Origin of the sequence: Alistipes communis (genome assembly GCF_006542665.1) — a bacterium.
GTDB lineage: Bacteria > Bacteroidota > Bacteroidia > Bacteroidales > Rikenellaceae > Alistipes > Alistipes communis.
In genome coordinates this window covers 2,148,209-2,163,829 of the sequence record NZ_AP019735.1, presented here as the reverse complement: position 1 = coordinate 2,163,829, position 15,621 = coordinate 2,148,209, and the positions used below count along the sequence as shown (strand labels likewise).

At 61.4% G+C, this 15,621-nt stretch carries 12 protein-coding genes; 5 read left to right on the top strand and 7 right to left on the bottom strand.

What is annotated here, in order from left to right:
- Positions 1–108: 108 nt before the first annotated feature.
- Together FMF02_RS08870 and FMF02_RS08865 are read left to right on the top strand one after the other, a co-directional pair.
- Entirely contained in the window at positions 109–1,938 is a 1,830-nt protein-coding gene (locus FMF02_RS08870; RefSeq protein WP_019130121.1) for an ABC transporter ATP-binding protein, read from the top strand.
- Between the two features lie 60 nt (positions 1,939–1,998).
- A complete protein-coding gene (locus FMF02_RS08865; protein ID WP_019130122.1) occupies positions 1,999–3,123 on the top strand; it encodes a metallophosphoesterase in 1,125 nt (374 codons plus the stop codon).
- A gap of 132 nt (positions 3,124–3,255) precedes the next feature.
- Here FMF02_RS08865 and FMF02_RS08860 read toward each other — a convergent pair whose 3' ends face one another.
- Positions 3,256–3,627 (bottom strand): winged helix-turn-helix transcriptional regulator, encoded by a 372-nt coding sequence (locus tag FMF02_RS08860; RefSeq protein ID WP_141412887.1) that lies wholly within the window; start codon positions 3,625–3,627, stop codon positions 3,256–3,258.
- A gap of 501 nt (positions 3,628–4,128) precedes the next feature.
- Here FMF02_RS08860 and FMF02_RS08855 point away from each other — a divergent pair.
- A complete protein-coding gene (locus tag FMF02_RS08855) occupies positions 4,129–4,920 on the top strand; it encodes a hypothetical protein (RefSeq protein WP_232044766.1) in 792 nt (263 codons plus the stop codon).
- Between the two features lie 288 nt (positions 4,921–5,208).
- Here the strand turns inward: FMF02_RS08855 and FMF02_RS08850 are convergent, their stop codons facing one another.
- The 6 genes from FMF02_RS08850 to FMF02_RS08820 all read right to left on the bottom strand — a co-directional run bounded on the left by FMF02_RS08850 (position 5,209) and on the right by FMF02_RS08820 (position 14,078).
- Positions 5,209–5,850, bottom strand: coding sequence for a YiiX/YebB-like N1pC/P60 family cysteine hydrolase (locus tag FMF02_RS08850; protein WP_232044765.1), 642 nt, complete (start codon positions 5,848–5,850; stop codon positions 5,209–5,211).
- Positions 5,851–5,967: 117 nt separating this feature from the next.
- Positions 5,968–6,720 carry a tRNA (guanosine(46)-N7)-methyltransferase TrmB gene (trmB, locus tag FMF02_RS08845; RefSeq protein WP_141412885.1) on the bottom strand — a complete coding sequence of 251 codons (753 nt, stop codon included), beginning with the start codon at positions 6,718–6,720 and terminating at the stop codon, positions 5,968–5,970.
- 5 nt (positions 6,721–6,725) lie between these two features.
- Positions 6,726–7,169, bottom strand: a complete 444-nt coding sequence (locus FMF02_RS08840; protein ID WP_026074840.1) for a hypothetical protein — start codon at positions 7,167–7,169, stop codon at positions 6,726–6,728.
- Between the two features lie 83 nt (positions 7,170–7,252).
- Positions 7,253–8,764 (bottom strand): PSP1 domain-containing protein, encoded by a 1,512-nt coding sequence (locus FMF02_RS08835; RefSeq protein ID WP_141412884.1) that lies wholly within the window; start codon positions 8,762–8,764, stop codon positions 7,253–7,255.
- Positions 8,765–9,341: 577 nt separating this feature from the next.
- Positions 9,342–10,712 (bottom strand): MATE family efflux transporter, encoded by a 1,371-nt coding sequence (locus tag FMF02_RS08825; protein WP_141412882.1) that lies wholly within the window; start codon positions 10,710–10,712, stop codon positions 9,342–9,344.
- A gap of 918 nt (positions 10,713–11,630) precedes the next feature.
- Complete coding sequence (locus FMF02_RS08820) at positions 11,631–14,078, bottom strand: ATP-dependent Clp protease ATP-binding subunit (RefSeq protein ID WP_141412881.1); 2,448 nt, start codon at positions 14,076–14,078, stop codon at positions 11,631–11,633.
- A gap of 94 nt (positions 14,079–14,172) precedes the next feature.
- Here FMF02_RS08820 and FMF02_RS08815 point away from each other — a divergent pair, with 94 nt between their 5' ends.
- Positions 14,173–14,382 carry a hypothetical protein gene (locus tag FMF02_RS08815; RefSeq protein WP_141412880.1) on the top strand — a complete coding sequence of 70 codons (210 nt, stop codon included), beginning with the start codon at positions 14,173–14,175 and terminating at the stop codon, positions 14,380–14,382.
- 76 nt (positions 14,383–14,458) lie between these two features.
- Positions 14,459–15,589, top strand: coding sequence for a hypothetical protein (locus tag FMF02_RS08810; protein WP_141412879.1), 1,131 nt, complete (start codon positions 14,459–14,461; stop codon positions 15,587–15,589).
- Positions 15,590–15,621 lie beyond the last annotated feature (32 nt).

The following is a 15,621-nucleotide window of genomic DNA, read 5'->3' as shown; positions in this document are numbered from 1 at the left end:
TGCACACGGAAAAACCATCGCGGCCCGACCGGCGAAACGATCGGCGGAACCCCCTTCGAAGGGCACGTCCGTATCGGGCCTGCGGACAAACGAAGATTTCGACCTCACATGTTCAAGATATATCTCCGCCTGCTCACGTTCGTGCGCCCCATCGGCAAATACGCCGTCCCCTATTTCATCTACTCGATCCTCCACGCGCTGTTCAATACGGTCAACTACATCATGCTCATCCCGATCATCCAGGCGATGTTCGACCCCGAGTTCCGTTTCGAGCCGCTCTACGTCCGTCCCGAATTCGCTTTCGACGAGGCGTCGCTCAGCGCATGGCTGCGCTACGCCTACACCTCGGTCTTCGGCGAGTACAACCCCATGTACGTGCTCATCCTGCTGGCCACGGTCACGGTGCTGATGAACCTGCTGTCGAACACCTTCCGCTACCTGGGGGCATGGACGGTCGAGAACATGCGCACGCGCACGCTGCAAAGGATGCGCAACGAACTGTTCGACAACGTCATCAACCTCAACGTCGGATTTTTCAGCGAGCAGCGCAAGGGCGACATCATGTCGCGCATCACGCAGGACGTGATGGTCGTGCAGTTCTGCATCACCAACACGCTGCAAGTAGCTTTCCGCGAACCGTTCCTCATCATCGGCTATCTGGTGGCGATGTTCTCCATCTCGTGGGAACTGTCGGTCTTCTCGATCCTCTTCCTGCCGCTCGTGGCACTCATCATCGGCAGCATCGTCAAGAAACTGCGCCACCCCGCCATGCAGAGCCAGCAGCGCATGGGCGACATGGTGAGCGTCCTGGACGAGTCGCTGTCGGGCGTGAAGCTCATCAAGGGCTACAACGCCACGAACTACATCCGCCAGAAATTCTACGACATCAACGCCGAGTTCTCGCGGCTGCTCCTCTCGATGGCGCGCCGCCAGCAACTGGCATCGCCCATGAGCGAGTTTCTGGGGATCTCGGCCGTCGGCGTGATCCTCGTCTTCGGCGGTATGCTCGTCATCAACCGCTCGCTCAACGCCGGCGAGTTCGTGGCCTTCATCGCCATGTTCTCGCAGATCACGCGCCCCGTGCGTTCGTTCATCGACCAGTTCGCCAACATCAACCAGGGCGTCGCCGCCGGCGAGCGCATCCTCATGCTGCTCGACACCAAAACCGAGGTGCCCGACGCCCCCGACGCCCGCACGCTCGACGGCCTGCACGAAGGGATCGAATTCCGCAACGTGCGCTTCTCCTACGACGGCAACCGCGAGGTGATCGACGGCGTGAGCTTCACGATCCGCAAGGGCGAAACCGTGGCGCTGGTAGGACCTTCGGGCGGCGGCAAGTCGACGCTCAGCGAACTGATTCCCCGCTTCTACGACATCCAGGGCGGCGACATCCTGATCGACGGCACGTCGATCCGCAACTACACGCAGGAGAGCCTGCGCGCCCACATGAGCGTCGTAGCACAGGATACGATCCTCTTCAACGATACGATCGAGGGCAACATCTCGCTGGGAAAACTCGACGCCACGCACGACGAGATCGTCGCCGCGGCCAAGGTAGCCAACGCCCACGACTTCATCATGGAGACCGACAAGGGCTACCAGACCAACATCGGCGACCGCGGCATGAAACTGTCGGGCGGCCAGCGGCAGCGGTTGTCGATCGCCCGCGCAGTGCTGAAAAATCCCGAGATCCTGATCCTCGACGAGGCGACCTCGGCACTCGACACCGAGAGCGAAAAGCTGGTGCAGGATGCGCTCAACTCGCTGTTGAAGGGGCGCACGTCGATCGTCATCGCCCACCGGCTCTCCACGGTGCACAACGCCGACAAGATCATCGTCATCGACCACGGACGCATCGCCGAGCAGGGTACGCACGAGGAGTTGATGGCGCGCGGCGGCATCTACTCCAAGCTCATCGAGATGCAGAGCGTGGCGTAACCGCCGCGGCGATCGTGCGACCGGAAACCCTGTCGAAACCCACTACAAACCGATAAAACCATGTTCAGAAGAGTTTTCCTCGCCCGGCTGCTGCTCGCAGCACTGTTCGGAGCACTCCTCGTGCCGGCACAGGCACAGGAGAAATTCAGCGAACCCGCCCTCTCCGATCCCGATTCGTGGACCGTCGTCCTGCTTCCCGACCTGCAAGGCTACGCCAAAAAGGCATGCAACCAGCCGATCATGGAGATCATGACCAGCTGGATCGCCGCACACGCCGAAGCGCTCAACACCAAACTGGTGCTCTGCGTGGGCGATCTGGTCGAGCAGAACGACCGCATCAGCAACGGCTACTCGGGCGACCAGTCGTCGCACAAGCAGTGGGAGGCTACGGCCCGCGCCTTCTCGCAGTTGGACGGAGTGGTTCCCTACATGACGGCCACCGGCAACCACGACTACACCTACACGCGCACGGGCGACCGCCGCACCCATATCGGCGAGTATTTCCCCGTCGACAAGAACCCCCTCAACCGGCGGATGCTCAGCCAGTACGGTCTGGACGCACAGGGCAATCACGCCGTCGAGAACGCCGCCTTCGAGCTGCGGAGCCCCGAAGGGATCGACTACCTCTTCCTCAACCTCGAATTCGCACCCCGCGACACGGTGATCGGCTGGGCGCGCCGCATCGTGGGGCTGGAAGAGTACCGCAATCACCGCGTAGTGCTGATGACGCACTCCTACCTCAACGCCGAGAGCGAACGCATCGCGGGCGATCCGGTGCGCGTCACCAGTTACGAGCCGGTAGTCAAAAACGGCAAGATCACCAAATTCAAACAGGAGTTGCCCGACGCCAATCAGGGCGAAGCGATCTGGCGGAAACTCGTCTACCCCGCCTCGAACATCGAACTGGTGCTCTGCGGCCACGTATCGGGCTGGGGATTCCGCACGGATGCCAACAGCGCAGGCCGTCCCGTCCACCAGATGCTCTTCGACTCGCAGTCGATGGGCGGCGGGTACGAGGGCAACGGCGGCGACGGCTGGATCCGCATTCTGGAATTTCTCCCCGACGGCCGCACGGTGCGCGTGATGACCTATTCGCCCCTGTTCGCCCTCTCGCCCACGACGCGGCAGCACGCCTGGCTCACGGAGGAGGGCAACCAGTTCACCTTCGAGTTCCGACAGCGGTAACTGCGGAAGGCATTTCGAATACAGCGCACCCCGGAACGCGACGCCCCGCCCTGCTGCAAGAAATAGCAGCAGGGCGGGGCGTCGTAGTTCGCCGGTCGCCGGTTCCGCACCGGAACGGATCGCGCCGTCTCGTCACCGCTCCCCGCGCGCAGTCCGGCGGTCGTTGAGAATATCGGCCATATTCGCATTGGCCCACGCGACGAGCGGATCGATGCACGCCAGCAGCGACTGCGCGCGGGACGTAAGGCTGTACTCCACCCGAGGCGGGACTTCGGGATAAACCTGCCGCGTGAGGTAACCGTCCTCTTCGAGCGTGCGCAGCGTCACGCTCAGCATCTTCTGCGAAATGTCGGGAATCGCCCGCTGCAATGCGCCGAAACGCATCGTCCGCGCACCGCTCAGCGTGACGATCACCAACAGCGACCACTTGTCGCCGATACGCGCCAACACGTTGCGGATCGGGCAATCGGGGTTCAGGGCGTCCTGTACGGTCGTTCTGTCCATAGTCTGTATTCGTTTCATGATTATCGGCAGCCCTGCCGCACGACGAACCCGCGCCGCCACGCCGATCGGCTGCCCCGTTCCGGTTTACAAAAGTAAGTAAAACTACTTTACGCCGCAAATAAAAAACGCCGAATCGAAGGATCGGGGCGCTTCCCGAAGCATCGATCGAGAAATTTTTCTTCTCATAGATTTTTCTTGCGTTTTGGCTTGATCCAAAAGCATCGAAAGATCAGGCACCGCGAAAAGCACCGGGTGACGGCGATCGGGGCGTTTTTGCGGGAGGCGGAAAAAATCCAAAAAAATTCGCCAGTCAATCCGTTCACGCCCAGCGATCGTTACCCTGAGGTAACTATCTGACATTCGCGTATCTACTTGACACGTACGATCCGTCGGACTATATTTGCACTCGAAAAGTAACCGAATAACTTTTCGAAACCTATAAATCCGGACAAGATGAAAAAGAGATTCGCTATTTTATCGACATTGTTAACGATTACAGCTATGGCACAGACGAAAGGAACATTCGAAACACACGATTTCGACAATTTCAGACTGCATGTCTACCACACCAACGACGCACTCGGCGACGCAAGCTACATCGTCGAGGGAACGCAGGCGGTCGTCACGCTGGAACAGCCGTTGTTCCGCGAAAACGTCGCCGAATACGACGCCTACCTCGACGCGCTCGGCAAGCCCGTCGAAGCGCGCATCGCCGACTACCATGTGGGCGGGACAGGCGACCACGCGACGGTCATGCCCGCAGGGATGCCCGCCTTCACGAAGGATGCGGTCTACGACGGCATGATGCGGAACTTCGCGCAGACCTTCGGCGACGCGATCGTCGATCGGCCGACGGGAGCGACGGACGAAGTGGCCTTCGGCACTACGCAGCGGTGGGCGGGGATTCCGTTCCGTTTCGACCGCGGCGCCGCGACCGACTTTCCCGCCGCGAGCATCCTCATCGGCGGCAAGGTCTGCTACACCCACTGGGCTCCTGCGAAGGCACACGCGAATTCCCTGCAAATCTCCTCGCCGGCAGCCGTCGACGCCGAGATTGCCGAGGCCCGTCGGGCGCTCGCATCGGGCGCCGAGCTCTTCATCGGCGGACACGGCGGAGCGGCCGGGGCCGATGCCGTGCGCTTCAAGATCGACTATCTGGAATGCGTGAAACGACTGCTGGCCGCAAACGGGACGGCCGACGAATTCGCCCGTGCATTGCGAGCGGCCTATCCGGAACTCCCGGGCGAAGCGGGACTGGATGCATTGGCGCAGGTGCTCTACGCCGACCGATAACGATCCCGCCATCGTAAAACGAAGGGGCGTCCCGTGCGGGACGCCCCTTCGTTCGCTCCGTCGGCACTCCGCCTGGCGCTGCCGCCAGTCGAGCAGCGGCAGCAGGAACGAGACGTCCGATGCGCCGATCCAGAAGAACACGGCCGGATTCCGAAGCTCCGCAGCGACCCGTACGGTCTGCCGGCGTCTCCGAACTACTGCCGCACGCCGGAAGCGACGGCACGGGCAGCAAACGAGTAAAAGTCTCCTTTATTCAGCAGGCAGTTTCAGGATTACGGGACTGCGCGACTATTCGTCGTAGTAACGCCATACGATCTCGACGGCCGGATCGTGCGCCATGTCGTTGGGATTGGTTCCCGCCACGCCTTCGGGAACGGGCATCCCCAGCGCGGCGAAGTGCTCCGACCAATAGGCCGGCAGCTCGCCGTCGGCCGTGCGGAAGGTCATGGGCCGGCTCCGGAGCAGATGCGTCGAGTCGTCGGCCGCCACGAAGCACTCCCACGCCAGCTCGCTGCAATAGAGTTTGCCGTTGGCGGGCAGAAACTCGTCGTCGTAGGGAAGTCCCAGCCGCTCGTGCGCACGTCGCAACGCACGCTGCACCACCGTGCTGTCCGCACCGCGCACCCGTCCGACGGCTGCTATCGGCCGCCCGCCGCGCCGCGCCGAACGGGCCAGAAACTCCCCGAGCGGCGTGCGCCGCACACTCGTATCGACCGCCTCGACGACGAACGCGCCGCCGGCCGTCGCTTCGACGATTCCCACATGGGAGAAGGTCACGGCCCCGCCGCGCTCCGTCGCCGCCACGATGGCATCGGTCATCCCCTCCGCCGCCGTGAGCTGGAACAGCAGGTCGCCCGTGCGGGGCGCATACTCCCCGCCGCAGGCAGCCAGCAGCAATACGGCCGCTCCGAATATCAGTTTGTTTCTCAAATTTCGGTTCAACTCGTCGGGTTCAACGTTTCAGGAGCACGGCGGGAAGCCGTCCCTGCGCGCCACGCCGGACGGAAAGCCGCCGGGCGCGAAGCTCTCCCGCCCACTCCGCAGCGTTCACTTCCTGCGCGCCTCCTCGCAGTCCTTTTCGCATTTGAGCTTGTCGTCCTCCTCCCAGTCGAACCAGTCGAAGCGCACGGTGTCGTCCAGCGTAAAGCGGGTATAGGTGATCGGCAGGCCGCGATCGAGAAACATCTGTTCGTAGGCCGTCTTGATCGAAAGCACCTTGTCGGCGTATCCCGTACCGTAGATGTCGGGATTCGAGACCGCGCAGCGCAGTCCGCAGCGGCGGATCACCTCGCCCGTATAGCGGTAGAGGTGCTGCGAGTCGGTTTTGAGGTTGATCCAGCCGCCCGGTGCGAGCAGCTGCGCATAACAGGCCAGAAAGGGCGGTGCGGTGAGACGTTTCTTGGCACGCCGCGTTTTGAGCTGCGGATCGGGGAAAGTGATCCACAGTTCGGACACCTCGCCCGGCGCGAAAAACGACGTGATGAACTCGATGCGCGTGCGCAGGAATCCCACGTTGTCCATCCCCTGCTCGGTAGCGGTCTTCGCGCCGCGCCACATGCGTGCGCCCTTGATGTCCACCCCGATGTAGTTGCGCGCGGGATCGTCGGCCGCCAGCGCGACGGTATACTCGCCCTTGCCGCACCCCAGTTCGAGCACGATCGGGCGGTCGTTGCGGAAGAAATCGGCGTGCCAGCGCCCTTTGAGCGGATGATCCTTGCCGAAAATCTCGTCGAATTCGGGCTGAACGAGGCAGCGGAACGTCTTGTTCTCGGCGAATTTCTTCAACTTATCTTTTCCCATGATCGTCAAATGCTTTTTTCAATCGTAACCCCCACGGCCTCGATGCCGCGTACCGGACGGCAGGGACGGATCGTCATCCGGTAGTCGCCCGCGCAGCGAAGCACCGCACGCCGCCGGTAGAGTACCGCCGTATCGCACAGCAGCGGCGACGGCCCGCGCGAGGGGGCGAGCCGCAGCGTGAAAGGCTCCGTCGCGCGGAGCGAATCGGGCGCGACGGTCGTCACTTCCAGATCGACCGGCCCGCCCGCGAAGGCCGCGTCGTAACGCACGACGAGCCACAGGTCGCATACCGCGAGCGTATCGGCATTCGGAAAACGCACCTCCGCGGCCTCCCGCCATCCGAGCGGATCGACATCGGCCACCGCACTCCGATGCGGCGAAAGACAACCGGCCGCCGGCAGCAACGCCAGCAGCAATCCCGCACGAAGAATCCGTTTCGCCCCTTTCATCTGCGCCTCTCAGTCAAGAATCCGCCCTCGCAGGCGGATTCGTCCAGCGACGGACGCATCCGCGCCCGTCCCGTTTCGGTCCATTACTCCTTATCGCCCTTGCCGCCGCCGTTCTCCCCCGAAGGGCCCGACGCCGGACGGTTGGCATTTCCCTGACTGCCGCCGCGATTGGAGCGGCCGCCCTGCCGGCTGCGCTCGCCGCGACCGTCGCCGTTGCGACCTTCACCGCCGCGGTTTTCACCGTTGCGGCCGCCGTTTCCGCGACGTCCGGAGCGACGCTCCCCACGCGGCCGTTCGCCGCCCTGCGACGCACCGTTTTCACCGCCGCCGCTGACCGAACCGCCGCCTTTTTGCGGATTGCGGACGGGACGCGCACCCCGTTGTCCCCGATCCGAAGCGCCGGCTTCCGATCCGGCTGCGACCTCCGCTCCCGCAGCGCCTTCGGCCGCCCTGTCGCGCGTCGGGCCCTTCCGGTCGCCGCGACGGCGCTTGTTGTTGCGGCGCTTGCCGTCGAAACGGGTGATGCTGTCCTCCTCCGAACGATAGGTCGGTTCCTCCGCGGCGGCCGGAACGTCCTGCTCGGCGAGCAACCGGTCGACCTTCTTGCCGGCACGGTTGAGCGCCTGGATCTCCTTCACGCGCTCGACCGAAAGCGTGGTGACGTTCACCAGCGCATCCTTGCTGCTGCTGAACTGCATCGTGCGCGCCAGAATATCACTTTTGACGAGGTAATATTCGCCGTCGAGCGCATGCAAAGGCTCCTTCACGCGCGGGAAATCGCGCCGCGCATCGGCATAGGTATCGTATTCGTAGGCCAGACAGCATTTGAGCTTCGAGCATTGCCCGGCCAGTTTCTGCGGATTGAGCGACAACTCCTGCATCCGCGCGGTGTTGGTCGTGACGCTCGAAAAGCTCGAAATCCACGACGCGCAGCACAGCTCGCGGCCGCAGGCTCCCAGACCGCCGATGCGGCCCGCCTCCTGCCGTGCACCGATCTGCTTCATCTCGATGCGGATGTGGAACTGCTCGGCGAAGACCTTGATCAGTTCGCGGAAATCGACGCGCTCGTCGGCGATGTAGTAGAAGATCGCCTTGATCTTGTCGCCCTGATACTCCACGTCGCCGATCTTCATGTTCAGCCCCATGTCGGCGGCGATCTGCCGCGAACGGATCATCGTCTCGTGTTCGAGCGCAATGGCCTCCTGCCAGCGTTCGATGTCGTAGGGCTTGGCCTTGCGGTAGATCTTCTTGAACTCCCCGTTGTAGGGATTGAACCCCGTGCGCTTCATCTGCTTGGCCACCATGTCGCCCGTAAGCGAGACGATGCCGATGTCGTGCCCCGGCGAGGCCTCCACGGCGACGATGTCGCCCGTTTCGAGCGGAAGGTTGTTGACGTTCTGATAGAAGGAACGGCGCGTGTTCTTGAAGCGCACCTCGAATATATCGGTCGGAACATGATCGGGATAATCGGCGAGCCACTGCGTCTCATGGAGCTTGAAGCACCCTTCGCAGACGGTCGCGCGGCACTCCTCTCCGCAGTTGCAGAAGGCGGCGCCGCGGCCGATCTCCGGTCTGTTTTTACAATTGCAGGACATTCTTTCGTGTTTTATCTGCAAATATAATCATTTTTCGACGGAATCGCAATTTCTTTCCGCAATCCCCGTCGCTTCGCGCCCGCATCGGCATGGCCGCAGCCGTTTCATCCGCGCGTTCCGGCGGGAACCGGCAGGGATCGCCTCCGCCCGACCGAACGGAACACCAAACGCGCCGGCCGGAACAGTTCTTACGCCTTTGCTCGTATCATATATAATCCGTATTGCCTACTTTTGCAAGCGTATCGGAGCGCTCGGCGGCAATATGTCCCGAACGCAGGCGACTCTGAAAAATCCGAACGCATGAAAGAAAACCTCCGCCGCATCGGCACATGGGCCCGTCGTCAGGGCGAGCATTTCGACCTTTACCTCCACGCGCTGCCGCAACGCACGCGGCTGACGCTCATCTTCGCGATTCTGGCGCTGCTCTCCGTCACGCTGCTCTTCATCTGCGGAAGCATCTACCGCATCGGACGGAACGACGGATTCAATGCACGGCGGATCGATACGACACGGGAATTCCCCCCCCCTTCCCAGAAACGGGGCCGCCATGCCGCTGACCTCGGTTTAGACGGACACGCTACGGGCGGACCGAACCGGATTGCCGTAGCATCCGCACGTCCCGCCGGATGCGCAGCAGGTAGAGCACGGCGGCCGTCGTCAGCCCCACGAAATAGCCGATGAAGAGCCCCCACGGCCCCAGCCCCAGCGTGAACCCGCACAGATACCCCACCGGCAGGTTCAGCACCCAGTAGGCGGCCAACGCCAGCGGCATGATGATCTTCACGTCCTGCACGCCGCGCAGCACCCCTACCGAGATGTTCTGGATGCCGTCCGGCAGTTGGTAGAGGGCGATCAGGACGAGCATCGACGAGGCAAGCGACACCACCTCGGCGTTGGTGGTGAAAATATAGGGAATCGTCTGCCGTAAAGTGACGAACACCACGGCGGCGAAGAGGTTCCACGCGATGACGATATGCAGCGCCGCCCTGGCCGCCAGGCCCAGTTCGTCGAACCGCCGCGCGCCGTAGCAATGCGAAATACGGATCGTCGTCGCCGCGCCTACGGCCGTGACGATCATGAAGGCGAAATTGCCCATCGTCAACGCGATCTGGTTGGCGCTGATGGCCACGGCGTCGAACCACCCCATCATGATGCTCGTCAGCACGAAGGCCGACGCTTCGAGGAACATCTGTCCCGAAATCGGCACGCCCATGCGCACCAGCTGCCGCACCGAGCGGCGCGAGTAACGCACTTCGGGCAGCAGCGCGGCATACTCGCGCAGACGCTTGCGGCGGTAGAAATACCAAATGGCGACGAGCGGCATGGCGATGCGCGAAATGAGCGTCGCCACGCCCGCACCCGTCGCTCCCATCGCTTCGAAACCGCAATGTCCGAAGATGAAGACCCAGTTCAGCACGACGTTCATCAGGTTGCATCCGACGACGATCACCATCGACACGACGGTGTTGCCCACCCCTTCGAGAAACTGCTTGAACGCGAAGAAGAGCATGACGGCCGGCATACTGAAAGCCATGAGCCTGTAATAGGGAATCGCCAGGTCGACCACCTCGGCGGGCTGTCCCATGCGATACATGAGCGGAATGACGGCCAGCTGCACGGCGGCGATCAGAAAACCCAGCACGGAGTAGAAGATCATGGCGTTTTTGAGATAATCCGCCGCACCGCGCTTGTCGTCCTGCGCGAACCGCTCGCCCACGAGCGGGGTCAGCCCCAGCGTCAGCCCCATTCCGGTGACGAAGAGGATGAAGAAGACCGCGCCGCCGAACGACACGGCGGCCAGCGGCAGCGGATCGTCGCCGCCGAACTGTCCCACCATGGCGTTGTCAGCGAACTGCACCAGAATTTGCCCTACCTGCGACAACACGACGGGCAGGGCCAGTTTCAGATTGGCCCGATATTGTTCCTTATAACGCGAAAAACTGTACATAGGGCCGCAAAGATACGAATAAGCCGAGAGAAAAAAGCAAGCTCGCTTGCATTTTTTCCGAGGCGAAGTATCCAAGGCGCAGCCGAAGAACGATTAAGCCGAGAACAAAGCAAATTTTATTCGCGATTGCCGAGGCGGAGTATTATCTACCACCGCAACACTGCGGAGCACGCCCCCAGCGGCGAGCCTCCGCAGGCTCCGACCCGCAGATACGACGCAGCCGATCTTCGCGTCGGAATTCTTCCCGAAGAATCGATTTCTTCTGTTGTACATTTTCTTTCTTCCGTGCTTTTGGCTTGATCCAAAAGCACCAAAAGATCAAGCACGGCGAAAAGTAGCGGGTGACGACACCCGCGCTCGCTGAGCGATCACGAAAGACTTCGCTTTTCGCACGATCGCTCCGGGCGCTCGCGCCGGTGCCGTCACTGCTTCCGCTATTTTCGCAGTGCGATCCCGCAGGCCGGAGGCCTGCTAAAACTGAGTAAAAAGAGATCAAAATCATCGTTGCGCGGAGCGCACAACAGTCTCCGCCTTGCGAAAAGTGCGGAAAAAGAAACGAGCAACGACGAGCGTTAAAAAACGGAGCCGGTTTGCCTGCAAACCCGCGACAGGCGCCCGTTTTAGCGAGGCGCTGTGAGTTTCCCGCAGCTTTTCGCCTGGCGGACACTTTTGGCACCACCTTTTGGTGACAAAAGGTGGTAAATCCGCTCCTTGCAGGAGACGCACAATCGGAGGGGCAGGATTGTTTCCCGAAGGATCGATCGAAAAAAAATTCTCTTAGATTCTTTCTTCCGTGCTTTTGGCTTGATCCAAAAGCACCAAAAGATCAAGCACAGCGAAAAGCAGCGGGCGGCGACGTAAAAAAACGCCCCGAAACACGGAAGCATTTCGGGGCGTACACGTCATCTGCCGACGGAGTTACGCCACTTTGAGCGTAACGCCCGCCTTTGCGGGGAGAATCTTTACTTTGGCGCCTTCGTTGACGCGGCCTTCGATGATGAGCGTCGAGAGCGGTTCCTCGACATTGTCGAGCAGCGTCCGTTTGAGCGACCGCACGCCGTAGCGCGCCTCGTAGCCCATGACCGCCAGCCGGCGTTTCGCCTCGGCCGAGATCTCCACCTTGTAGCCCAGCCGTTGCGTGCGGGCCAGCAGGCGGCGCAATTCCAGCTCGACGATGCGTTCCACGTCTTCGAGCGTGAGCGTGCGGAAGACGATGATGTCGTCGATGCGGTTGAGGAACTCCGGCGCGAAGGTGCGTTCGAGCGCCTTGCGGTACTCGATCTGCGGTGCGGCCTGTTCGACGACCGTCTTCGACGAGGTGGAGTAACCCACCTGTACGGCTCGCTGCACGGCGGCGCGCGAACCGACGTTCGAGGTCATGATGATGACCGTGTTGCGGAAATCGACCTTGCGGCCCGATCCGTCGGTAAGGTGTCCTTCGTCGAAGATTTGGAGCATGGCGTTGAAAACTTCGGGATGCGCCTTCTCGATCTCGTCGAACAGCACCACCGCGTAGGGCTGGCGGCGTACCGCTTCGGTGAGCTGGCCGCCTTCGCCGTAACCGACGTAGCCCGGAGGGGAGCCGATCAGACGCGAGACGTTGTGTTTCTCGCCGTACTCGCTCATGTCGATGCGGATCAGTCCGCGCCGTTCGTCGAAGAGCCATTTCGACAGCTCCTTGGCCAACAGCGTCTTGCCGACGCCCGTCGGGCCGACGAAGAGGAAGACGCCGATCGGGCGGTTCTCGTCTTTGAGTCCGGCGCGCGAGCGCTGGATCGAGAGCGCCACCTTCTCCACGGCGGCATCCTGTCCGATGACACGGCCGGCGAGGTAGTCTTTGAGTCCGCGCAGGCGTCCCAGCTCGCCCGTCGTGATCCGTTCGATCGGGATGCCCGTCGCCGAAGTGATGACCTGCGCGATGTGTTCGGCGCGGATCTCCGCCGGATGGCTTTCGAGCGACCGCTGCCACTCGGCGCGGCTCTCGTCCAGTTTCGAACGCAGCGCCAGCTCCCGCAGACGTGCTGCGGCCGCCTTTTCGTAGACGAGCTGGCGGACCGCTTCGCGGCGTTCCTCGCAGGTCGAGGCCAGCGCGGCCTCCATTTCGCGCAGCGTGTCCGGTTCGCGCGCCGTTTGCAGATGCATCCGCGACCCCGCCTCGTCGAGCACGTCGATGGCCTTGTCGGGGAAGAAGCGGTCGGTGATATAGCGGTTCGTGAGCGTCACGCACGCTTCGAGCGCCTCGTCCGTGTAGCGGACTTTGTGGTGCGCCTCGTAGCGGGGCGCGATGTTGCGCAGAATTTGGAGCGTCTCCTCGCACGAAGTCGGTTCGACCAGCACGCGCTGGAAGCGGCGTTCGAGCGCCGAGTCCTTCTCGATGTTCTCGCGGTACTCGTCGAGCGTCGTGGCGCCGATGGTCTGCAATTCGCCGCGCGCAAGCGCCGGTTTGAGGATATTGGCCGTGTCGAGACTTCCCTGAGTCGACCCCGCGCCGACGATGGTGTGGATCTCGTCGATGAAGATGATCGTGTCGTCGGCTTTGCGCAGCTCGTCGAGCAGTTGCTGCATCCGCTCCTCGAATTCGCCGCGGAACTTGGTGCCCGCCACCAGCGACGAGACGTCGAGCGAATAGAGCCGCTTGCCTGCGATGGTGTAGGGAACGTCGCCCGCTGCGATCCGCAGCGCGAGCCCCTCGACGATGGCGCTCTTGCCCACGCCCGCTTCGCCGATCAGGATCGGATTGTTTTTCTTGCGGCGCGAGAGGATCTGCACCACGCGCTCGATCTCGCATTCGCGGCCGATCACGGGGTCGATTTTCCCTTCACGCGCCTGCCGGGTCAGGTCTACGCCGAACTTGTCGAGCATCCGGCTGCCTTCGGCGGGCCGCTGTCCCTGCTCGGAGTAGTCGAGCAGGCGGACGTGCAGCTCGGCGCGCGGTTCGTCGGCCGCGCTCATGCGGCGGATTTCGTCCTCGACGACGGCCGGCGTGATGTGGTACATTTCCAATACGTGCGTGCCGATCGTCTGCTCGTCGCTGATGATGGCATGTAAGGCGTGGGCCGTAGAGACGCTGGGAGCAGTACGATAACGTTTGCGCAACTCGTTCGCGAACTGAACGTAAAACTCTTCGGGATTTCCGGCCGGGCCGTCGGTACGCTCCTGCAAATCGCGTTCGATGCGCAGGCGAACCTGATATAGTTCCCAGTCCTTGAGACGGGCTGAAAGCAATTGATAGGCCAACGATCCCTCCTCCCGTACAATCTCGAGCAGCAAGCGATCCTTCAACCAACGGGTCTCTTCTTGTTTCGATGTGTCGAACGCCGTGCGGGCGATCAGCCCTTCGAGCGTCTTTGAAATCTTGGTCTGCATAAAATTCGTCGTCTAATAATTCGCTGACAAAACGCTTTGCGGAGAGGCGATATTGTGTATTCTTATAGAAATATTAAACTTATTAATAAATAATATGACAATTTGGGAGATAACCGGCAATCGAAACGCGCCGCATTCTATTATAAAACTGTATATCAACACGCTGCACCAAAGTATTCCGTTTCGTCGAGGCAGCGGGCCGGAAGGTGTACGGGATCTTCCACGATGCCTTCCGGAGCGTTTCAACGGCGTTTCGCACCGCTCGGCCAACGGCGAAGCGGGCGAAGAATCCATCAAAAAATAGCCGAAAAGGAAACTGAAATGAAAAAATCGTTATATTTGGTGCATCTAATCATCTTTTCAAATCGAATTAAGAGTTTATGAGAACAAAGTGTGTTCGTGCGGCATGGTCGTTCGCATTGTGTCTTTCCGTCGCATTGGCGGCTTGCGACGACGAAAACAACGAAAACGACGGGCCCGTAGTTCCCCCCCCCGTCGATGAATCGATCGATTTGACGGCTTCGGAGGCGTATGCCAACTGCTTCATCGTCACGGAGGCCGACGAGTATCGGTTTGCGACGCGCAAGGTCGACGGCTCGGACGTCGAAGGAATTGTTTCCGTCGACTGGCTGTGGTCGACAAAGAATGCAGCGGGAAACCCGTTGGTTTCCGAGGTCTCCTACAAAGACGGTATCGTGCATTTCACGTCGGATGGTACGGAAGGCAATACCGTGTTGGCGGCTTTCGATGCGAAGGGCGAGGTGATTTGGAGCTGGCATCTATGGATGACCGATCAGCCGGAGCTGTTCGCCTACGACGAGGGAGGAGAATTGATGGATCGCAATCTCGGAGCGACCAGCGCCCTGGAAGCAGACGGGGCGGCCTCCTTCGGCCTACTCTATCAATGGGGACGCAAAGATCCCTTTTACGGCGGCGAAAAGAACGAAGATTCGGGCGACGGCGTCTTCCTGCGGGCACGGGAATCGACGATCGTCAATCCGGCTCATGCATCGTTGGCATGGATCGCCGTGCAGTGCGACGAGCAGGTAGGCACGGTAGCTTATGCGACGGCGCACCCGACGACCTTCCTTTTCAACTCGCCCAACGGCAACAAGGACTGGCTCTTCACCGGCGAGGACGCCTTGTGGGACAATGCAGGGAAGAAGACGAATTACGATCCATGTCCCGCCGGTTACCGGGTGCCGGATCAGGCCGCATGGGGCAATATCTCCTCGTACAACGTGGACGACGGGCCGAACAGCGACGGCAAGTACTATACGACGGACTCCGGTGCGAAGACTTGGTTCCCGCTTTGCGGCCATCGCTGGGGAGACAAGGACGCCGGTAAACTGGGCTATGTAGGCGCTTACGGAACGATGGGATGCTGGCAGCGTACGGCGGAAGGTTCGAATGCCGCGATGTTCTATACGATGTACGGCACTTATGCAACGGCAAAATACGCTTTCAACAGAGCGTCGGCCTCGTCGGTTCGTTGCCAGAAAACGAACTGATCCGCCGGTCACGGAACCGACCAGATCACATC